This window comes from Natronosporangium hydrolyticum, from assembly GCF_016925615.1.
Lineage (GTDB): Bacteria > Actinomycetota > Actinomycetes > Mycobacteriales > Micromonosporaceae > Natronosporangium > Natronosporangium hydrolyticum.
Genome location: NZ_CP070499.1, coordinates 4,994,003 through 5,013,796 on the forward strand (window position 1 = coordinate 4,994,003; position 19,794 = coordinate 5,013,796).

Below are 19,794 nucleotides of genomic sequence, written 5' to 3' on the forward strand. Positions count from 1 at the left end.
CCGAGATCAAGTGCCCCGGAGCTGTACGACACACCGCGTGTCGTACAGCTCTAGGGCATTTGATCGTCGCTGCGGGCAGAGTCAACGGCGGCGGAGCACCGCAATATGGCCGAGCGTGGCGGGCGCCTGGACCAGCCCAGGCGGCAGATCGCACCAGCGGCGAATGATCTCCTGCTCATCGTCGCGGTCGGCGTCGTCGAGCAGCACCACTGCGTCCGGGGAGAGCCGCTCCGCAAGCATCGGCACGGCCGGGTAGCGGGCCTGCGGACCGGTCGCACCCGGCGGGCCGTCCACCGACACCAGATCTATATCGGACAGATCCGCGAAAGCCTCCGGGGCGTACCAGGTATAGGTCTCACCACTCAGCTGCACTTCGCGCAGCGGCGCCACCCGCACCTCGGCGGTGCCGGTCAGGCCGTGCCGCGCCAGCTGCGCCCGGCTCTGCTCGGCGTACGCGGCATCGTGCTCGACTGAGACCAGCCGGCCCCCCACCCGCTCCACCGCGTACCCCAGCCATACCGAGGAGGTGCCGCTGCCCAGCTCCAGCACCAGCTTCGGCCGGGCCTCCGACACCACCGACCAGAGCTGCAGCAGCTCGGTCGGGTTCAGCGCCCAGTGGCCAGAGGAGGGCATCGGCGCCCGCGGCGTCAATTCCTGGAACAGTTGCAGCAGCGCCTCCACCTCGCGGGTCTGGTCCCGCTGGTGACGGACCAGGTGGTGGCTGAGCCGCTTCACCGCGGCCGCCTCCGCCTTTCGCGCATCGGCCAACTCCCGCAGCAGCTCGCGGTGCCGGTCCAGCGCCGCTGCCCGGTCGTCGGCCAACTCCGCGAGCACCCGCTCGGCACGCCGGTCGCCGCGCACCACCAGGTCCGTCAGGGCCGTCGTGTCGGCGCTGAGGGCCCGCTGCCGCTGCTGCAACTCGGCTATCCGCCGCCGCAGCTGCAGCGACGCGGCGAACCCGATCGCCGCTAGCAGCGCCACCGCCGCCAACGCCACCGACGGCGCGTCGAGCACCGCGGCCACCACCGCGGCGGCCGCCAGCACGGCCACCACCGCGGCCCCGGCCCGCTGCCGGGTCGTCCATCCACTCATCGTCTGACCAGCCCCCCGATGCGTTCCGCGTGCCGGCTGTAGCCGAAGCCTGTCTCGGCGAAGCGCAGCCCCGCAGTCACCCGAGCCGCATAGTAGTCGTCGTCGGCCATCAACTGGTCGACCAACGTTGTCACCTCGGCCGGCGCGGCGTAGAGGCCCGCCCCGCCGAAGAGCGGCCGGAACTGCTCCGGTAGCACCACCGGCACCCCGGCCGCCATCGCCTCCAGGATCACCCGACCGAACGACTCCACCCAGTCCGGGTTGGGGAAGTAGACGAAGACGTCGATGCCGGCCAGGAACTCCGCTGGCGACAGGTGCCCGAACCGGTGCACCCGCCAGTTCTCCGGCAGGCCGCCGAGCACCGCGGCGGGTGCGTCTGCGCCACCGAGCACGTGGACCTCGTACCCGGTGGTGTCGGGGTAGATCTGGCGGAGCTGCACCGGATCGTGAGGCCACTTCATCGGGTGGTCCCGGGAATGCCGGCCGATCCGGATCCGCTCGCCGCGTTCGGGGCGGGCTGGCCGGCGCCAGGCCGCGACGTCGATGATGTTCACCCAGTCCTCATCGGAGAGCTTGATCCCCGGCAGCTCGGCGGCGTGGTGCTGGTGCAACGCCGCCCGCACCAGCGGCCCGATCGGGTGCCAGGTGCCGGCCTGCCCAAAGTAACGCTCGAGGTTCTGCTGGCAGTCCGGGATCCGGTACCGCCGGACCCCCGCCGGGCCGTAGTCGCTCATCGGCGGCTGGTTGACGATGACCCGCACGTCGCCGGCCTCGATCTCGGGCAGGAACCGGTGCCGGTCCTGCAGCACCGGCGGATACCGGACGATCAGCAGATCGCAGCTGATCCGCTCGCCGTGCACCAGCATCTGGGTCTGGTCGCCGTCGAGCACCTCCCGGACCTTCGGGGTGACGCTGCGGCGCGGGTCGGCGTCGTAGAAGTACATCGGGACCAGGCCGGTCCGCAGCCCCAGCCGCTGCTGCGCCTTCACCTCCTCCAGGCTGGACATTGTGGAGCCACCAACCAGCCGGAAATCCGAGGCGATCACCACGTCGAAATGGCGCCGCTGCTTCGGCGGCGACCGGTGCGGCAACATCGGCGCCGGCACCGGGAACGGCCGCTTCGACGACGGGAATTCGTAGCGCAGCGTCTGCGCCGCCCGAAGATGATGGTGGGTGTACGCCTCAAAATACTCCCGGCGGGCGCCCATGAAGTAGCCGTGGTAACCGAACGCCTCGCTGCCGGTCAACGACCCGGACGACTGCCGCTGCAGGCACAACGGGCCGGTAGCGAGCTCGACCACCGCCCGCTCCCCGAACTCCCGTTTCAGCCGGCGGTGCAGCTCCGCATCGGCACCGAACCGGACGGTGTCCCAGGCGCCGAGCGCATCGACCACCTCGGCCCGCCGGAACATCAGCGACGACAGGTTCGGGAAGATGTAGAAACCGGGCTTGCCCCGCCGGTGGCAGCGCAGGTCCTCGGTCGCCCGTACCTGCTGGGAAGTGTTCGCCACCACCTCCGGGCTGGCGAGCAGGTGCCGCACCTGCCGGGCCAGCTTCTCCGGATGTGACCAGTCGTCGGCGTCGTGGCAGGTGACGAACTCCCCGACCGCTTCGGCGAGACCAAGGTTGCGGGCCACATAGGTGCCGCCGTTCACCTCCGTTCGGATCAGTCGCACCCGCACGTCCCGCGCCGCGTACTCGGCGGCCAGCTCCACGGTGTGGTCGGTGCTGGCGTCGTCGACTACCAACAATTCCCAGCGGGTCCAGGTCTGCGCCCGGATCGAGGCGAGCGCGGTACCGACCGTCGACGCCGAGTTGTGCACCGGCATGATGATGCTGACCAGCGGGCCGTCCTCGCTGGCCGGGTCCGGCTCGACGGCTTCGGCGACGAGCCGGTCGAACGGCTCCCCTTCGGCCTCGGCGGTCCGGACCGGGGCGAGGCCGAAGCAGGCCAACGCCGCGTTGATCCGGGCGACCCGGCCGGAGTGCTCCGGCTCCAGGTTGGCGGCGGCGAGCAACAGGTCGGGTGTTTCGCCAGCGGCGAGCGTCGCTTCAAGAACCCGGCGTGCCGCTGCCGGATCACCGGCGAGCGCGTGGCACTCCGCTTCGATGACCGCCCGGCGCCGACGACGGTCCCGGTCCCGGTCGCCGCGGGCAGCCACCTGCAGGTATCCCAAAGCCTCGGCGGCGTGTGCCGGGTCGTACTGGTCGGCGTGCCACAGCGCCAGCTCCCAGGCGGCCAGCCGTCGCCGATTCGGCAGCGAATCGTCGGCGGCGAGCGCCCGCAGGTCGGCGAGGGCCCGGTCGGTCAGGCCGAGGTTGAGCAGCCGGCGACGCAGCACCTCCATGGCGGCGGCGACCCGCGGCGGGTCGTCCGCGCCGGCTGGGCGGCCCAGCAGTCGATCCAGGTTGACGAGCCGGCGGGCCAACACCACCCCGGGCCGCACCACCGGCCACGCTCGGGTGTTGCGCACCCGGGCCGCCCACCGCACGCTGCGCCGTACCCCGCGCTTCACCGGCGCCGACACCCGGCCGGCCACCCCGCTAGCCAATGTCCACCATCCTCCGTTCGGTCTCGGCCGGGCCACCGGCCAAGGTGGCTTCGGCGTCCACATCGATCCGCGACAGGTCCGCCCCTACCCGGTCCTCGAAGTGCTGCCGGGCGCCGGCCAGGTCGCCGTGGAGCAGATCCGCCCAAGCGGCCGTCACCGCAGCCGGGTCGTGACTGTGCCGGATCTCGGACTGCGCCCGCCGCGCCTGCTCGGTCCACACCGGTTCATCGTCACTCGTGAGTACGGCGGCCGCCGCCGCTTCGGTGCCGTCGTGGACCCAGCACCGGTCGTAGACCTCGGCCGCGCCCGGCCACGGCCGGATCACCGGCACCGTGCCCGCCGCCATCGCCTCCGCGACCGAGGCGTGGGAGCCCTCCTCGTCGCTGGTGGAGGCGAGGAAACCCACCTCCCGGTACCAGCGCGGCATGTCCCGCCCAGGGGGGTCGAACCGGACCGCCTCCCGCAGCAGCGGGTCACGCTCGATCCGTTGAAAACACTGGCTCACGTAAGCCCGCTCGGCCGGTGCGGACCAGACGTACGGGTTGTGCCAGGGCATTGTGGAGCGCACCAGCAGGCGGAATCGAGGCTGGACCCGCCGCACCGCCGCCAGCAGATCCAGCGCCAGGTCGAACCGTTTCCGGGACCACTCCATACCGACGAAGCCGATGGTGAACCGCGCGTCGGGTAGCTTCGGCCGGTCGAACCGGGCCACGTCGAGGTAGTTCGGGATGTACAGCAGCTTCTCCGCCGGCCAACCGAGCTGTCGCCGGATCCGCCGGCCGAACAGTGGGGCGATGTAGACCATCGCGTCGACCGCGTCGACCGGCAGCTGCCCAGGGTAATGCGAGTCGAGTTCGAACCGGTGGAGCCGGACGACGAGCAGCTGGCCGGGGCGTTTGTGCCGGGCCAGCCAGATCGCGCTGGTGCGCGCCCACTCGGCGAAGATCGCGTCGGCGGCGCGCAGCCGGGCGCGGGTGTGCCGGGTGGGCCGCCCCAGCTCCGGCCAGTCGTCGACGGTGACCGCCAGGTCCGGCCGACGGTCGAGCTGTTGCGCCAGGTCAGCGGCGAACTTCAGGTCGAAGCCGGCGACCAGCGCCCGCCGGGCCGGTCGGCGGCTCGCCCCAGCCTGGCTACCCTGAATGATCAGCTGGCCGAGCGCCGCCGACTCCGTGTCTGCCGGCGCCACCAGCACCTGGGCCGAGACCGCGCAGGTCGCCCGCTCCACCGAGTCCCGGTCCGCCTCGCTCGCCACCACGAACCCGCCGACCCGCCCGGCGACCGCGGCCACCTCGGCGCCCGGCCCGCAGACTTCACCGGCGAAGAGCCGGGGGCTCGGCGCCACCCGCAGCCACAGCCGATCCCGCGGCACCACCTCGGCGGCGACCGCCGCGGTGGCGGCAGAGTTCGCCAGCACCAGGTCGGCGCCGGCACACTGCGACGCCAGCGCGCGGCGCCGCCGCCGGGCCCGCACCGCGTCGAGCAACGCCAATGTTCGCCGGTAGCCGGCTGCCAGCGGTCGCTTCGCCGCCGCCGGCAGCCACGACAAACTGCCGGAGCCGGCGCCCGACCGTGGCTCTGGCCGTGCCAGGTCGGGCAGCACGATGACACGGGGTGGCGAGGGCACGCCTCACCCTCCACGAACCAGGTTGCGCGCGGCCGAACTCCGTACGATCCACCGGTGACGGCTCGGGGTGCGTTACGTGTCGGGTGGTCGGGGGGCGGACGTGCGCGGGGAGTGGGAGTGGGCGTTGGCGTCGGTGGCTGCCCGGACGAACTCCTGCAGCCTGGCGTTGGTGTTGCTCGCCAGCCAGACCAGCCCCCGTGCGATCGGCGGCGCATCCCGGATCGGCACATACCGCAGGTCTGGGTTGGGGTGGTAGGCCCGGCTCTGCTCTCCGACCGGCAGCACCCCACGTCCCATCGCGACCAGTGACAGCATCTCGGAGAACGTGTTGCCGGCCGGCCCCTTCGGCACTGGCCGGCCAGCCGGCGTGCGGTCGGGGGTACGGTCGCGTTTAAACTCGGTCGAGGTCACGGCGGGATACTGCACCACCGGATGGTCCGCGAGCACCTCCAGCGACACCGACTCCTCGCGGGCGAGCGGGTGATCGGCGGCGACCGCCAGGACCCGCCGCTCGTGCAGCAGCGGTGGGCCGCAGGCCATGCCGTCGAACGGGAAGGACGCGATCAGCAGGTCGATGGAGCCGTCCAGCAGGCTGGCGCGGGTGTTCGCCAGTTGCAGCTCGTGCACCTCGACCCGACAGTCGGGGTGACGCTCGGTGAACAGGGTGACCGCCCGGCGCAGCACCGGCGCTGTCAACTCGCCCAGGTACGCCACCCGCAGCTGGCCGGTGAGGCCGCGGCCAGCATCGATCGCTCGGTGCACCGCCGCGGTCATCTCGCTGACCAGCGGCGCGAGGTCGGCGGCGAGGCGCTGACCGACCGGGGTGGGCCGTACCACCCGGCTGGTGCGGTGGAACAGCGGCGCTCCGATCCGGCGCTCCAGCTTCTTGATCACGTGGCTCACCCGGCCGGTCGTGACTCGCAGCCGGGCAGCGGTACGGCCGAAGTGCAGCTCCTCGGAGAGCGTCAGGAAGGTCTCCAGCTCGTGCCGCTCTAGCATCGCATTCCGTTCGTTGAATCTGGCTCAACGATTGTAGCCCGATCATGGCTTGGCGCCCCGTCACCAGCTGGCTGATGCTGGGACCATGAAACCCACCAGCGTCACCGAGTACCTCGACGCGCTCGACGACCCCCTGCGGCAGGTCGGCCACCGCGCCCGCGAGATCATCGAAGCCGCGCTGCCGGACGCGACCGGCGTGCTCTACCACGGACACCCGGTCTGGGGGCTGGGCGACAATCCCGGCCAACGGCCGGTCTGCCTGCTCAAGGCATACCGCTCCGATGTCACCTTCGGGTTGTGGCGCGGCCAGGACGTCAACGACCCCGACGGCCGGCTCAAACCCGGAGCCCGGCGGATGGCCTCGGTGAAGCTCACCGGTCTCACCGACATCGACGCGCCGCGCATCACTACCTGGCTGCACCAGGCCCTCGCCCTGGAGCAGCCGCAGTGATCCGGGTCATCGACTTCGATCATCTGGTCATCAACGTCCGAGATCCGGAACGTTCGTTGGAGTTTTACTGCGGCCAGTTGGGCTTGACGCCGGTACGGGTCGACCGATGGCGCGCCGGTGCGGCACCATTCCCGTCCGTACGGGTCGATGCTGGCACCATCATCGACCTGGTCGAACAGCCGTGCGGCGGCACCAACGTCGACCACTTCTGCCTCGTGGTCGAGCCGCTGGACTGGCAAGAGGTGGTCGACGGAGGGAGGTTCACTGTGCTCGACGGGCCGGCGGTCCGATTCGGCGCCCGCGGCTCGGGCCACTCCCTCTATGTGCAGGATCCGGACGGCAATACCGTCGAACTGCGCTGGTATGCAGCCGACGCGGCGGAGCCAGCGGCCTGATCGGTGGCGGCAGCAAGTTCTGTCGGTGGCTGGGGGTAGGTTGCCGGTCATGTCGGGTGATTCGAGTCCACATGATGCGGTGTTTCGGCGGATGCTGGGGGAGCCAGCCAACGCGGCCTCGCAACTGCGGGCGGTGCTTCCGCCGGAGTTGGCCGACCAGCTGGACCTGGCCCGGTTGACCCGGCTGCCGGGCAGCTTTGTGGATGCCAAGCTGCGGTGGCGGCACTCGGACCTGCTGTTCACCGCCCCGTTGGCCGGTGGTGACGGGCACAGCGGAGACGAGCGCAGCCGGGAGGCGTTCATCTATGTGCTGGTGGAACACCAGAGCGGCACCGACAAACTCATGCCGTTGCGCATCCTTCGATACATGGTGCGCATCTGGGATGCGTTTCTGAACGAGCATCCACGAGCACACCGGTTGCCGGCGGTGTTCCCGCTGGTGGTGCACCACAACCGGCAGGCGTGGGACGCTCCGACCGAGCTGGCCGACCTGTTGGATCTCGACCCGGGCACGGTCAAGGCTGCCGGTGAGTTCCTGCCCCGGCTGCGGTTTCTGCTTGATGATCTGACCGTGGTGGACGAGGCGGCGTTGCGGGCGCGGCCGGTGACTGCGCCGGTGCGGTTGACGCTGCTGCTGTTGAAGATCGCCGCGGGTAACGCCGGCCTGGCTGATGATCTTCGGCGGTGGTCCGATCAGTTGCAGGTGGTGCTGCAACGGCCCAGTGGCATTGAGGATTTCGTCACCATGCTCACGTATATTCAACAGGTAGGTGAGGTTCCTGCGCAGGAGTTGTATGACCTGTTCGCAGGGCTGGGGCCGACAGTGAAGGAGGCGTTCGTGACCACCGCTGAGCAGCTTCGCGCCGAAGGTGAAGCCCGTGGTGAGGCCCGTGGTGAGGTCCGTGGGCGTGCCGAGGCGCTGACCCAGTTCTTGACCCACAAGTTCGGCCCGCTTCCGCCGGACGTGCACGATCGGGTTCATACCGCCACCGTCGAGGAGCTTGAACGCTGGACCGGTCGGGTCGTCACCGCCCGCACCCTGGCAGAGGCCCTCGACTAAACCGACCAGCACCACCACCGCCGATGGCGGCCCCGGTTTAGCGAGGTCGGACGGCGACGAGGTAGCCATTGACCTCGGTGGTTTCGAAGCCGGCGGCGGCGAACACCCCCCGCGGGAAGCGGACCTCGATCGTCCGCACCCCCGCCGGAAACGCGTCGGCGGCGTAGCGCAGCACCGCGTCGTCACCTTCGATCGGCAGCACCACCCCGTCGATTGGGTCGAAGGCGTTCTCCGCCGCCAGCTGGGAGAGCTCCGCTGGCCCCGCAACAGCGAGCCGGTCCACAAACTCTGCCCGGGCGCTGAACTCCCCAGCCGGGTGGGCGTAGTGGGCGTTCCACTGCAGGAACCCCCAGTACGGGTAGAGGGCAAGCAGGTCCGCCCGGTCGGTGAGCACCACCGGGTGCCCCGGGCCGGCGTACCTTTCGTCGATCGCGGCCGCCAGCTGTACCGCGGACGCGGCGGCCGGCTCCGCGTCGGGTGGGTGATGGGTCGGCAGCGATCCGTCGGGCAGTGCGTCGGCGTGCGCCAGCTCGGTGAGCGGACTGTCCCGCAGCTCGGTGACGAGCTGTTGCCCGGCCGCGACCAGCACCACCAACAGCACCGCCAGCGCCGCCGCCACCGCCCGGGCGGCGTCACCGGACTGGACCCGGGCGGCGACCAGCCGGGTCAGCCGCACCGCCGCCAGCGCTGCGGCGCTCAACAGGATCAGCGGCACCAGTGGTTTGCCCCGAAAACTGAGCAACGGATCGTCCACCGCCGCGGCCGCCGCCCCCAACAGATACCAGCCGTACGCGGCGAGCAGCAGCACCAGCAGTCCGCGCGGTAGCGCCTCCCGCGGAGCGGCCCACACCAGGAACACCAGGCCGACCAGTGCCAGCAGCCCGGTCAGCGTCCCGTCCGCCATCGGCAACGGCAGCTGTGGGTGGCTGCTGGTGAACCACCGGTTCGCCAGCGACTCGGGATGGTCGGCACGGATCATGCTGATCAACAGCGGCAGCCAGTAGAGGGCAGACCCGGCAGCGGCGATGGCGAGTACCAGCGCGGCCCGGCCCAGTTGCCGCCACGGCCAGCGGCCCCGAAGCCGCTCCGCCAGCAGAAACAGCGGCAGTGACAGGGCTGCCACCAGGAAGAGGTAGTAGTAGGTGAGGAACAGCACCGCCCCGATCAGCCCGAGTAACAGCGGGTTTCCCACCCGCCGACCCGGCCGGCGAACCCCGTGCACCGCCTCCAGCCACCAGGGCACGATGGCGAAGAGCACCAGCCAGGCGTACGGCTGGTAGACGTCCTGGACCAGCAGCGGCACCCCGGCGATCAGCGCCGCCGCGTACGCCGGCACCAGCCGTCGCCACAGCAGGTAGGTGACGACCGGCACCGCCAGGGCGGCGGCGATGGCACCGATCTTGGCCATTCGCCACGGTTCGACACCGGCCAGGTCGGCGGCCCGGCCCAACACCCAGAAGTACGCCGGGGCGTAGAAAGCCGGTAGCCCGGCGAAGGTGAAGTCGGCGGTGCCGGGGGAGTCGGCGAACCGGGTGATCGCGGCGGTGCGGAAGGTCTGGTCCGCGGTGAGCCCGCCGAGCGCGTACGGGGTGCCGTTGAGTAGCACCGTCAGGGTCAGTCCGGCGACTCCGCCGAGCACGGCCGGCAGCAGGTCGGTGCCCCAGCTTCCGCGCAGGTTCGCCTGCGGCTCAGTCCGACTGCGCCGCAGTGACCAGGCGTAGCCGCCGACGCCGACCGCGACCAGGACCACTACCGCGGCCCGCAGCGCGTACTCCACCCGCAGGCTGAACGGGTGGTAGTCGGCGGTGCCCGCGAGTAGGACCAGGCCCGCGGCCCCGGCCAGAAACAGCCACGGGCGGGCCGCCCGCAGCCCGCGGCCGACGATCGTCACAGCCGGCCGTCGGCGATCGCCTGCGCGACCCAGGGGATGACCTCGTCCAGCATCTCCGGCAATGGGGTGACCGCCTCGAAGCCGAGCAACCGTCGGGCCTTGCCGATGTCGGGGACCCGACGGGCCACATCGTAGGGGTACGGGTCGTCGCTCAGGTACCGGAATGCAACATCCGGGCCCTTGATCTTCGCCCAGATCAGCTCGGCCAGCTGGCGTACTGTGGTGGATTCGTTGGTCGAGAGGTTGAAGTCTTCGTTCTCGGCGGCCGGGTGGGTCATCGCGGTGACGATCCCGCGGGCCAGGTCCCCGCCGTAGGTGTAGTGCCGGATCTGGCTGCCGTCTCCGAGGATGTGCACCGGGTCCTGTCCCTTGAGGATCTTCTGCACCAGATCGGGTACTACATGGGACAGGGCGAGTTTGACGTTGCCGGAGAGCGCGGTGGCCTCGCCCAACGCCCGGGCCTCGCCCACGCCGACACAGTTGAACGGGCGCACGATGGTGTAGGGCAGGCCGTACTGGTCGTACGCGGCGCGGGCCCAGTACTCGACCGCGAGCTTCTGGAAGCCGTACGACGACAGGGGTGGCGGGATCCGCCGCTCGTCGCCCTCCGCCGACGGCCACCGGTCCGCCGACTCGTACACCATGGACGATGACAGGTAGGTGACCTTCCGGAGCCGGCCGTACCGGTGGGCCGTGATCGCCGCGTCGCCGGTGGCGGCGGCGATCCGTTCGTTGCAGGCGAGCAGATCGTACGGGTACTGGTGGAAGTAGGAGATGCCGCCGATCATCGCCGCACCGGCGATCAGCTGGTCGCAGCCGGCCGCTAGCTCGGTGAGCAACTCCGGGTCGCGGGCATCGCCGGGGATGAACCGGAACCGGGGATGATCATCGTACGAGTGTGCCACCGGCCCGTACTTGCTGTGGTCGTCCAGCCCGATCACCTGGTGCCCCTGGCTGAGCAACTCCTGCACCAGGTAGCCACCGATGAACCCGGCCGAGCCGGTGACCAGCACCTCAGCCACGGTTACCCACCCGGGGTGAGCGACGGTGCGGGCGCCGTGCCCCGCCGCTGGCGACCCGGGTCAGCGGCAGCCGCGGCCCGAAGGCGTAGCGGTACCAACGCAGGTACGCCGGCAGGAACCGGCCGAGGTCGAAGTGGGAGTCGCCGAGCCGCCGGTCCAGCCAGATGGTGGGGATCTCGGCGACCGGCAACCGCAGCCGGGTGGCTTTGGCGGTCAACTCCAGGCCGATCTCGAACCCGGCCCGGGAGTCGATCCCGACGGTACGCACGAAGGCGGTGTCGTACGCCTTGAAACTGTTGGTGGCGTCGCGGGTGCCGACCCGGGCCAGCAGGTGCAGGCTACGCCCGGCGGCCCGGGAGAGCAGGCCTTTGAGTCGGGGCCCGCCGACCTGTTGGCCGCCGGGCATGTACCGGGAAGCGGCGGCCACCACCACGCCCCGCTCGACGAGCCGCGCCAACTCGTCGATCTGCCGTGGGTCGTCCGAGCCGTCGGCCATGGTCACCACCGCTACCGGGGCGCGCGCCTCGTCGATGCCGAAGCGGACCGCGTGGGCCGGGCCCGGGCCGTAGGTGTTGAGCACCGCCCGGACGCGGGGGTCGCGACGGGCGACCTGCTCGGCGTACGGGACGGACGGGTCGTCCGGGGTGTCGTGCACCACCAGAATCTCCGCCGGCAGGAGCACCTCCCGACCGATTCGTTCCAGGCTGGGCACTACCGCCTCGCCTTCGTGGTAGACCGGAACGATGACGCTCACTTGTGGTGTCACACCCGCACCCCCCGTCGGGTCAGTCCCCAGATGTCCACAATCGGCAGCTCGGTGGCGAGCTGGGCATACTCTGGATGGGGTGAGCCGAGCACCAGCAGGTCGGCCTCGGCGAGCACCTGCGGCAGCGGCACCAGCCGATCGTCGACCACGTACGGGTCGGTGCAGATCACCGCCCGAGCTCGTACGGTCAGCAGTTTTCGCAGCTTGTACGCGAGGCTCTCGCGCGGGTCGTCGCTGCCGCCCTTGAAGGCGGTGCCGAGTAGCCCCACCGTGAGCCGGGGCAGGTCGTAGCGGGCGGCGAGCCGGTTCACCAGGTAGAGCGGAAGCCCTTCGTTGATGAGCATCGCGGCGTGCCCGAGGACGAAGTTGTTCTGGTGGAAGGCGGCCAGCTGCAGGGTGTCCTTGAGCAGGCACGGCCCGGCGGCGAACCCGGGCAGCGGGACATCGGCGGCGCGGGGGTATTCGAAGGTGATGGCGTGCTGGATGCGCTGGTAGTCGAGCCCGGCGTCGTTGGCCATCATCCAGAACTGGTTGGCGGTGGCGAATTTGATGTACCGCCAGGTGTTGGTGAACAGCTTCGCCAACTCGGCCTCTTCCGGGGTAAGGCGGACGATCTGCTCGGTGAGGTGCCGGAACAGCTTTTCGGCCCGGTCCGCCGCGGTAGCGGTACGGGCGGCGACGAGCTGCGGCAGCGAGAAGAGTTCGGTCAGCGCCCGCCCCTCCGCGATCCGTTCCGGGCAGAACGCTACATCGAGCCGGAGACCGTGCCGGGTGAGCAGTTGTTCAGTCAGGGCGGTAACTCCCGGATGCACTGTGGATCGCAGGACCAGCAGTTGGCCGTCGCGCAGGTGGGCCAGGCAGCGGGACAGTGCCTGCGGAACTGCGTCGAGGTCGGGGTTGAGGTGTTCGTCGACCGGGGTGCCGATCACCACGATGACCTGTTCGGCGTCGCCGACGCTCGCGTCGTCGGTGGTAGCCCAGAGCCGGCCGTGCTCGACCGCCTCAGTGAGCAGCGGACCGGCATGGGCTTCGGCGAACGGCAACTGGGCAGCGTTGACCTTGGCGACCGCCTCGGCGTTGATGTCGTAGAGCGTGACCGTCATCCCGCGTGCGGCGAACGCCAGCCCCAGCGGCAACCCGGCTCGACCGCAGCCGCCGATGATCACCACATCGGTGGGGCGCGCGTCTCCGCTAGCCTGCACCTACCCAGCGTAAGCAGAATCGGCACGCTCTATCAGGCTATTGGCCGGAACCACCCCGGCAGAGCGCCAGCGCTCCGGCGCCAGTGGCGCTGATAGATGAGCCGCCCAACAGCGACGTTCACCGAAACGTCAGCTGCTAGCCGCGCGGGTTCACTAGCGTGCAGGGTGAGGAGGGATGACCATGCCACCACGCGCTGCCCAGGGGCGCGGCCGGTCAGCCGGGCTGCTGCACACGCTCCGGGTACGGGTCCGGTTGCGGACCCGGCTGCGCCATGCCGCTCAGGCGTGGCGGCACCGGTTCCCCCGCCGGCTGCCGCGATGGTCCGCCGAGCTGCCGCTGCCCGCCACGCCGACGACCGAGGTGGTGACCGCCTCGGACGGGGTGGTGTTGGTGACGCCCGCCGCGGCCAGCCCGCGCGGGCGGCGCCGCCACGGGCCACCGTTGCCGCTGGCGGAGCTGGTGCTGCCCGAAGGCGACGAGCAGTGGCAGGTCCGCCGCAGCGGCGACGGCGTCACCGTGGTGGCCGGCCGGGTCGGCGCGGCGCTCGACGCCCGGCAGTCGGAGGTGCTTGCCCAACTGGCGGCGGTGACCTGGGCAGGCGCCGCGTCGGCGCCGCCGGAACGGCTCGCGCGAGTGCTGGTCCCACTGGCGATGACCGGGGTGGTCCTGCACGCCTCGCAGCCGCCGCCCGGCGTGGCGGCCGAACTCGCCGAGGTGATCGCCGCCCCGCTGCCGGCGCGGGACGCCGACGCGATGGAGTGGGAGCTGCGCAGCGTCCGGCAGCGCCGGTTGGCGATCCGGGAACACGCAGCAGGGTTGGCCCGCACCCGCCCGCCGACCGTCTCGGCGCTACTGGTGACCAAACGCCCGCAGTTGGTGGCGCACGCCGTAGCGGTGCTCGCCGGTCAGACCTACCCGGAGCTGGAGATCGTGGTCGGGGTGCACGGCTCGCCGGCCCCGTCCGGCCTGTCGGCTGGGGACCGGCCGCTGCGGATCATCGAAGTGCCGGCCTCCCAGGTGCTGGGCGAGGCGTTGGCCGCCGCGACCGGAGCCGCCACCGGCGAGCTGGTGACCAAGGTGGATGACGATGACCGCTACGGCCCGGAGCACATCTGGGATCTGGTCCTCGCCCGCCATTACAGCAACGCCACCGTCGTCGGCAAGGGCGCCGAGTTCGTCTACCTGGAGCCGGACGAGATGACCGTCCGCCGGCGGATGGCCGCGGAGGCGGAGACCGACACCGTGGCCGGCGGCACCATCGCCCTGACCCGCGCGGAGCTGGCCGCCTCCGGGGGTTGGCCGGCGGTGCCACACTCAGTCGACCGGGCGCTGCTCGACCAGATCATCGCCGGCGGCGGATCGGTCTACCGCACCCATCCACTTGGCTTTATCTATACCCGGCACGGCGCCGGCCACACCTGGGACCCGGGCCTGGAGTACTTCAAGCGGGATCCGCTGCGGACCTGGCCGGGCCTTCCCGCGTACGCCGAGTTCGGCACCGGGCCGGCTCGATGACCGGGACGAGCCCCCGACCGGTGCGTAACGACTGGTCGCCGGTGGCGGTGCCGCCGCTGGGGCAGTGGCGCCCCACCCGGACAGTGAGCGTGGTGATCCCGGCGTACCAGTGCCAGCCGAGCCTCGATCTCACCCTGGCCTCGCTCGCCTACCAGACTTACCCGGCAGAACTGCTGGAGGTCGTGGTGGTCGACGACGGTTCGCAACCGCCGCTGACCCTGCCGAAGCTCCGGCCGGCCCGTTGCCGGGTGATCCGTCCGGAGCAGGGCTGGGGGCGGGCGAACGCGCTGCGGGCCGGCGCGGAGGAGAGCACGGGCGAGATCATCCATTGGCTGGACGCGGACATGGTGGTCTACCCGACCCATGTAGAAGCGCAGGCCCGGTGGCACCACCAACTGCCGTACGCGGTAACCCTGGGCTGGAAACGCTTCGTCGATGTTGCGCCGGACGCGCCTTATTGGCCCACAGCCGATCAGGTCGCCGCCGCCTGCGACGAAGACGCGGCCGGCGAACTCTTCAACGAGCTGCCCAGCACCGGTCACGACTATGTGGAAGCGCAGATCGCCCGGACCCGGCAGCTGCGCGACGCCGACCACACTGGATTCTTGGCCCATGTCGGGGCGACCGCAGCGCTACGGCGCGAGCTGTACCAGGCCACCGGCGGGCTCGACTCCGACCTGCGGCTGGGGGAGGATACCGAGTTCGGCTACCGGCTGGCGCAGGCCGGGGCGCTGTTCGTCCCGGAGCCGGCCGCTCACAGTTGGCACCTCGGCGCCACCCACATGATGCGGCATGAGCTGGTCCTCCAGCGCTACAACCGGCCGTTCCTGGCCGACCGGATGCCGCAGCCGCGGTGGCTGCGCCGGGTAGGCGGCACCGGCTGGTCGGTACCGCTGGTCACGGTGGTGGCACCGGTGGGCGGGCAGTCGCTGGAGCGGGTCCGGGCCGCGGTCGACTCGGTGCTCGCCAGCGACGAGGCGGACCTGCGGGTGGCGCTGGTGGGCCCGTGGCGGGAGCTGTCCGCGGAGCGGGGTTCGCCGCTGCACGACCCGCAGCTGGACCTGCGGCTGCTCGCCGCCACCTACCAGGGCGACCCTCGGGTACGCCTGTTAGATGAGGCGCCAACGACCGGCTTCCCCTCCCCGTACCTGCTGCGGCTACCGCCCGCGGTGGGGCTCACCCGGCCGGCGTTGCGCCGACTGCTGGAGTACGCCGATTCCGGGCGGCTCGGCCTGGTCCGGGTGGAGCTACCCGGGGCCGGCACGGCGGAGCTGTGGCGAACCGCGGCACTGCACCGAGCCGGCTGGGTACGCGAGGAGGGTGAAACTCTCGCCGCAGTGGTGGCCGAGGTGTACGGTGCCGGAACCCTGCCGGCCGAGCAGGTCGGGGTAGTAGACCTGGCCGGATTCCCCGAAGCAATGCTCACCTCCGGGCCGGTGCTCACGGAGGCACCGGTGGGTAGGTGGCTACCGAGTTCAGTGGAGGTGGCGGGAGCCCGGTCACTGGGGCGCGCCGCCTGGATGGTGGCGCGACTCGCCGTCACCCGGGCGACCCGGAGACTCCGCCGCAGGTAGGGACGGCTGCCGGGTCGCTGGACGGTGCTGGTCGGTTAGTCCAAGGCCTCTGCCAGGGTGCGGGCGGTAACGACCCGACCGGTCCAGCGTTCAAGCTGCTCGACGGTGGCGGTATGAACCCGATCGTGCACGTCCGGCGGAAGCGGGCCGAACTTGTGGGTCAAGAACTGGGTCAGCGCCTCGGCACGCCCACGGACCTCACCACGGGCCTCACCGCGGGCCTCACCACGGGCTTCACCTTCGGCGCGAAGCTGCTCAGCGGTGGTCACGAACGCCTCCTTCACTGTCGGCCCCAGCCCTGCGAACAGGTCATACAACTCCTGCGCAGGAACCTCACCTACCTGTTGAATATACGTGAGCATGGTGACGAAATCCTCAATGCCACTGGGCCGTTGCAGCACCACCTGCAACTGATCGGACCACCGCCGAAGATCATCAGCCAGGCCGGCGTTACCCGCGGCGATCTTCAACAGCAGCAGCGTCAACCGCACCGGCGCAGTCACCGGCCGCGCCCGCAACGCCGCCTCGTCCACCACGGTCAGATCATCAAGCAGAAACCGCAGCCGGGGCAGGAACTCACCGGCAGCCTTGACCGTGCCCGGGTCGAGATCCAACAGGTCGGCCAGCTCGGTCGGAGCGTCCCACGCCTGCCGGTTGTGGTGCACCACCAGCGGGAACACCGCCGGCAACCGGTGTGCTCGTGGATGCTCGTTCAGAAACGCATCCCAGATGCGCACCATGTATCGAAGGATGCGCAACGGCATGAGTTTGTCGGTGCCGCTCTGGTGTTCCACCAGCACATAGATGAACGCCTCCCGGCTGCGCTCGTCTCCGCTGTGCCCGTCACCACCGGCCAACGGGGCGGTGAACAGCAGGTCCGAGTGCCGCCACCGCAGCTTGGCATCCACAAAGCTGCCCGGCAGCCGGGTCAACCGGGCCAGGTCCAGCTGGTCGGCCAACTCCGGCGGAAGCACCGCCCGCAGTTGCGAGGCCGCGTTGGCTGGCTCCCCCAGCATCCGCCGAAACACCGCATCATGTGGACTCGAATCACCCGACATGACCGGCAACCTACCCCCAGCCACCGACAGAACGCGGATGATCGAGGGAACGACTTGACGCCTTACGTCAAGTGCTTGACAATGAACGTCAAGGAGGTGAGCCGATGCCGCCCAGCCACCCGGACCTCGTTGCGCACTTGACCCAGGTGATCGGGGCTCGACTACTCGATCCACTAGAGATCCTGCTCGACGGCGATAGCGCCGTAGCCACCCTGCGGCGCCGCGTCGAGCGGCACGCCGGCGAGCTAGCCGACCGCCTAATCGACGGGAGCAGGCCACAGGTGGTCGCCACCGCCGCCCGATTGGTCGCCGCGCTCTACCCGGGCGACCAGGCATTCGACCCGCCACCCGACTGGTGGCGCACCCCCCTTGGGCAGGTGGTCGCACACCGGGTCGGTCACCCTGCCGCCGCCTCGGTCAGCTACCCGGTCGCTGGGGCCATGCTGGGCATCACCCGACAAGGGGTGCACGACCTGCTCAATCGGGGTCGGTTGGCCCGGCATCCGGACGGCGGCGTCGCCACCACCTCGATCCGGACCCGGCTCCAGCGACGAGCCGCTGCGGAAAGGAAGACCCAGCATGACTGAATCGACCATCACCGACAGCGGAGTACCCATCGTCGTGGCCGACTTCGACGGTGCCGGCGCTCCGCTGCTGCTGCTCCACGGCGCCGGCAGCAACCTCGCCGCGCTCCGACCACTAGCGACCGCGCTCACCAGCCGGCATCGCGTCGTCGCTGTGGACCTGCGCGGTCACGGCCGATCCGGCGACGGCCCGTGGACCTGGGATGCCGTGCTCGGCGACCTCGCCGCGGTGGTAAAGGCGCTCGCGCTCGACCCTCCGGCGGTGGTCGGCCACTCGCTGGGCGGCATGGTCGCCGCGCATTGGGCCAGCCACCACCATGACTGCCCCGGGGTGATCAACCTGGACGGCAACCCGTCCCCTACCCACCCGGAGCAGCTTGCCGGGATGGATCCCGCCGATGCCGAAGAGGCCCTCCGCCGCCTGCACGACACGTTCGCGGCGATGGCCGCAGCGATGTCCGCACCGCTCACCGATGAACAGCTGGCGGCGGCCGAGGCGGCCCAGCAACAGGTCGCCCAGCGGTACGGCGAGGCGGGCCAGGCGCTGGTCGACGGGTTCCGACGCAGCCTGCGGCGGCAGGCGGATGGCACCACCCGGTTGCGCCCGGGCGCCGACACGGTGGCTGCGCTGCAGACCGCGATCGCGAGCTTCGACCTGCTCGGGGCGTACCGACGAGCCACGGCTCCGGCGCTTCATCTGCTCGCCACCGAGGACCTACCCGAACAGCAGGCGTTCGGGGAGCTCTACGCGGCGTACCGCACCGGGCTGCGGCGCGACCTGGCGGCCATAGCGGCGCAGCGCCCAGAGCTGCGGGTGCAGCCGCTGCCCGGTGCGAGCCACGCGCTCGCCGCCGAGCACCCGGCCCGGCTCGCCGCGCTGATCAGCGCCTTCCTGGCCGGCGAACCGCTGCCGGCGTGGGATGGGTGATCAGCCCAGCCGCTCGGCCCGCACCTCGGCCCAGCGCAGCGAGTCTCGGATGCCGTCGGCGAGGGAGTGCTCGGGCGTCCAGCCGAGCAACCGACGGGCCCGGTCGCTGCGGGTGTAGGCGCCGGCGACGTCGCCCAGCCGGGGCCCGGTCTCCCGGGTGCGCAGCGACTCGCCGGTGACCTGCTCGTACCCGACCAGCATCTCCCGCACCGTGGTGCCGGTGCCGGTGCCCAGGTTGATCACCTGGTAGCCGGAGCCGTCCTTTGGAACCACCTCGTCGAAGCTGCGCAGCCCCGCCAGGTGGGCCGCGGCCAGGTCCCAAACGTGGATGAAGTCGCGGATGCCGGTGCCGTCCCGGGTAGGCCAGTCGGTGCCGGTGATGGCGAACTCGGCGCCGGTCTCAGAGGCTTCGATCAACTTGCCGAGCAGGTGGGTCGGGCGGGGGGTCTGCAGGCCGGTGCGCAGTTGCGGGTCGGCGCCGATCGGGTTGAAGTAACGCAGCGACAATGCCCGCAGCTCGGTGGCGGCCGCCACATCCTGCAGCATCACCTCGACCGCGGCCTTGGTCCGGGCGTACGGGCTGCCCGGTTCGATCGCCGACTCCTCGTCGACCGCGAAATCGTCTCCCGGGCCGTACATCGCGGCGGTCGAGCTGAACAGTAGCCGGGGCCGACCGTTGCGCAGCAGGTGCTGAACGAACGCGATGGTCTTGGCGACGTTCGCGTGCCAGTAGCGGAGCGGGTCGCTGACCGACTCCGGCACCACGATCAGCGCCGCGCAATGAACCGTCGCCTCGATCTCCGGATGGTCGGCGAAGATTTGATCCAGCAGGGCCCCGTCGGCGATGTCGCCACGATAGAAGCGGTGACCGTCGGTAAACTCAGCCCGACCGGTGACCAAATTGTCCAAAATGACTGACTCAACGCCGTTGTCTGCGCACGCAGAGGCGATCGTGCTTCCGATGAAGCCCGCTCCGCCGGTGATCAGGACCTTCACGCCTTCCCCTCCCTGGTTCGCCGGACGGATGCTACGCCGCTAGGCTGTTGACTCGCATATGACCAGCTGTTGAACGTGGGGTGA

17 protein-coding genes are annotated in these 19,794 nt (G+C 70.8%); 7 read left to right on the forward strand and 10 right to left on the reverse strand.

Going from position 1 to position 19,794, the window contains the following annotated elements:
- Positions 1 to 81: 81 nt before the first annotated feature.
- The 4 genes from JQS43_RS22565 to JQS43_RS22580 all read right to left on the reverse strand — a co-directional run bounded on the left by JQS43_RS22565 (position 82) and on the right by JQS43_RS22580 (position 6,267).
- Entirely contained in the window at positions 82 to 1,092 is a 1,011-nt protein-coding gene (locus JQS43_RS22565; RefSeq protein WP_239676367.1) for an O-methyltransferase, read from the reverse strand.
- Positions 1,089 to 3,644 carry a glycosyltransferase gene (locus JQS43_RS22570; protein WP_239676368.1) on the reverse strand — a complete coding sequence of 852 codons (2,556 nt, stop codon included), beginning with the start codon at positions 3,642 to 3,644 and terminating at the stop codon, positions 1,089 to 1,091. The genes JQS43_RS22565 and JQS43_RS22570 overlap by 4 nt, the downstream gene beginning before the upstream one ends.
- Positions 3,637 to 5,268, reverse strand: a complete 1,632-nt coding sequence (locus JQS43_RS22575; protein ID WP_239676369.1) for a glycosyltransferase family 4 protein — start codon at positions 5,266 to 5,268, stop codon at positions 3,637 to 3,639. The genes JQS43_RS22570 and JQS43_RS22575 overlap by 8 nt, the downstream gene beginning before the upstream one ends.
- A gap of 72 nt (positions 5,269 to 5,340) precedes the next feature.
- Positions 5,341 to 6,267 (reverse strand): LysR family transcriptional regulator, encoded by a 927-nt coding sequence (locus tag JQS43_RS22580; RefSeq protein WP_239676370.1) that lies wholly within the window; start codon positions 6,265 to 6,267, stop codon positions 5,341 to 5,343.
- Between the two features lie 85 nt (positions 6,268 to 6,352).
- Between JQS43_RS22580 and JQS43_RS22585 the strand changes: the two genes are divergently transcribed.
- The 3 genes from JQS43_RS22585 to JQS43_RS22595 are packed head-to-tail and all read left to right on the forward strand — an operon-like array spanning position 6,353 to position 8,173.
- Complete coding sequence (locus JQS43_RS22585) at positions 6,353 to 6,718, forward strand: DUF1801 domain-containing protein (RefSeq protein WP_239676371.1); 366 nt, start codon at positions 6,353 to 6,355, stop codon at positions 6,716 to 6,718.
- Positions 6,715 to 7,113: a VOC family protein gene (locus tag JQS43_RS22590; RefSeq protein ID WP_239676372.1), complete on the forward strand. Its 399-nt coding sequence runs from the start codon at positions 6,715 to 6,717 to the stop codon at positions 7,111 to 7,113. The genes JQS43_RS22585 and JQS43_RS22590 overlap by 4 nt, the downstream gene beginning before the upstream one ends.
- Before the next feature lie 49 nt (positions 7,114 to 7,162).
- On the forward strand, positions 7,163 to 8,173 hold the full coding sequence (locus JQS43_RS22595) for an Rpn family recombination-promoting nuclease/putative transposase (RefSeq protein WP_239676373.1): 1,011 nt from the start codon (positions 7,163 to 7,165) through the stop codon (positions 8,171 to 8,173).
- A 37-nt stretch (positions 8,174 to 8,210) separates the two neighbouring features.
- Here JQS43_RS22595 and JQS43_RS22600 read toward each other — a convergent pair whose 3' ends face one another.
- From JQS43_RS22600 to JQS43_RS22615, 4 genes are read right to left on the reverse strand one after another with little or no spacing between them, the layout of a single operon-like run.
- Positions 8,211 to 10,064 (reverse strand): arabinofuranosyltransferase, encoded by a 1,854-nt coding sequence (locus tag JQS43_RS22600; RefSeq protein WP_239676374.1) that lies wholly within the window; start codon positions 10,062 to 10,064, stop codon positions 8,211 to 8,213.
- Positions 10,061 to 11,086: an NAD-dependent epimerase/dehydratase family protein gene (locus JQS43_RS22605; protein WP_239676375.1), complete on the reverse strand. Its 1,026-nt coding sequence runs from the start codon at positions 11,084 to 11,086 to the stop codon at positions 10,061 to 10,063. The genes JQS43_RS22600 and JQS43_RS22605 overlap by 4 nt, the downstream gene beginning before the upstream one ends.
- Complete coding sequence (locus JQS43_RS22610) at positions 11,079 to 11,852, reverse strand: glycosyltransferase family 2 protein (protein WP_239676376.1); 774 nt, start codon at positions 11,850 to 11,852, stop codon at positions 11,079 to 11,081. Before JQS43_RS22610 ends, JQS43_RS22605 begins: the two co-directional genes overlap by 8 nt.
- A complete protein-coding gene (locus JQS43_RS22615) occupies positions 11,849 to 13,054 on the reverse strand; it encodes a nucleotide sugar dehydrogenase (RefSeq protein ID WP_239676377.1) in 1,206 nt (401 codons plus the stop codon). Before JQS43_RS22615 ends, JQS43_RS22610 begins: the two co-directional genes overlap by 4 nt.
- Before the next feature lie 175 nt (positions 13,055 to 13,229).
- On the opposite strand from JQS43_RS22615, the gene JQS43_RS22620 reads away from it, so the two are divergent.
- Both JQS43_RS22620 and JQS43_RS22625 read left to right on the forward strand, forming a co-directional pair.
- Positions 13,230 to 14,570 carry a glycosyltransferase gene (locus JQS43_RS22620; protein ID WP_239676378.1) on the forward strand — a complete coding sequence of 447 codons (1,341 nt, stop codon included), beginning with the start codon at positions 13,230 to 13,232 and terminating at the stop codon, positions 14,568 to 14,570.
- A gap of 20 nt (positions 14,571 to 14,590) precedes the next feature.
- On the forward strand, positions 14,591 to 16,144 hold the full coding sequence (locus tag JQS43_RS22625; RefSeq protein WP_239676379.1) for a glycosyltransferase: 1,554 nt from the start codon (positions 14,591 to 14,593) through the stop codon (positions 16,142 to 16,144).
- Between the two features lie 35 nt (positions 16,145 to 16,179).
- Here the strand turns inward: JQS43_RS22625 and JQS43_RS22630 are convergent, their stop codons facing one another.
- A complete protein-coding gene (locus JQS43_RS22630) occupies positions 16,180 to 17,202 on the reverse strand; it encodes an Rpn family recombination-promoting nuclease/putative transposase (RefSeq protein ID WP_239676380.1) in 1,023 nt (340 codons plus the stop codon).
- Between the two features lie 104 nt (positions 17,203 to 17,306).
- On the opposite strand from JQS43_RS22630, the gene JQS43_RS22635 reads away from it, so the two are divergent.
- Together JQS43_RS22635 and JQS43_RS22640 are read left to right on the forward strand one after the other, a co-directional pair.
- Positions 17,307 to 17,789, forward strand: coding sequence for a hypothetical protein (locus tag JQS43_RS22635; RefSeq protein ID WP_239676381.1), 483 nt, complete (start codon positions 17,307 to 17,309; stop codon positions 17,787 to 17,789).
- The gene (locus JQS43_RS22640; RefSeq protein ID WP_239676382.1) at positions 17,782 to 18,714 is read left to right on the forward strand and encodes an alpha/beta fold hydrolase; all 933 of its coding nucleotides are present in this window, start codon (positions 17,782 to 17,784) and stop codon (positions 18,712 to 18,714) included. The genes JQS43_RS22635 and JQS43_RS22640 overlap by 8 nt, the downstream gene beginning before the upstream one ends.
- Here JQS43_RS22640 and galE read toward each other — a convergent pair whose 3' ends face one another.
- The gene (gene galE / locus JQS43_RS22645; protein ID WP_239676383.1) at positions 18,715 to 19,710 is read right to left on the reverse strand and encodes a UDP-glucose 4-epimerase GalE; all 996 of its coding nucleotides are present in this window, start codon (positions 19,708 to 19,710) and stop codon (positions 18,715 to 18,717) included. It lies immediately after the preceding gene.
- Positions 19,711 to 19,794 lie beyond the last annotated feature (84 nt).

Excerpts from the sequence above, each read along its gene's own strand:
- JQS43_RS22565 (WP_239676367.1), bottom strand. The coding sequence starts at position 1,092 with ATGAGTGGATGGACGACCCGGCAGCGGGCCGGGGCCGCGGTGGTGGCC.
- JQS43_RS22580 (WP_239676370.1), bottom strand. The coding sequence starts at position 6,267 with ATGCTAGAGCGGCACGAGCTGGAGACCTTCCTGACGCTCTCCGAGGAG.
- JQS43_RS22585 (WP_239676371.1), top strand. The coding sequence starts at position 6,353 with ATGAAACCCACCAGCGTCACCGAGTACCTCGACGCGCTCGACGACCCC.
- JQS43_RS22595 (WP_239676373.1), top strand. The coding sequence starts at position 7,163 with ATGTCGGGTGATTCGAGTCCACATGATGCGGTGTTTCGGCGGATGCTG.
- JQS43_RS22620 (WP_239676378.1), top strand. The coding sequence starts at position 13,230 with ATGACCATGCCACCACGCGCTGCCCAGGGGCGCGGCCGGTCAGCCGGG.
- JQS43_RS22630 (WP_239676380.1), bottom strand. The coding sequence starts at position 17,202 with ATGTCGGGTGATTCGAGTCCACATGATGCGGTGTTTCGGCGGATGCTG.
- JQS43_RS22635 (WP_239676381.1), top strand. The coding sequence starts at position 17,307 with ATGCCGCCCAGCCACCCGGACCTCGTTGCGCACTTGACCCAGGTGATC.
- JQS43_RS22640 (WP_239676382.1), top strand. The coding sequence starts at position 17,782 with ATGACTGAATCGACCATCACCGACAGCGGAGTACCCATCGTCGTGGCC.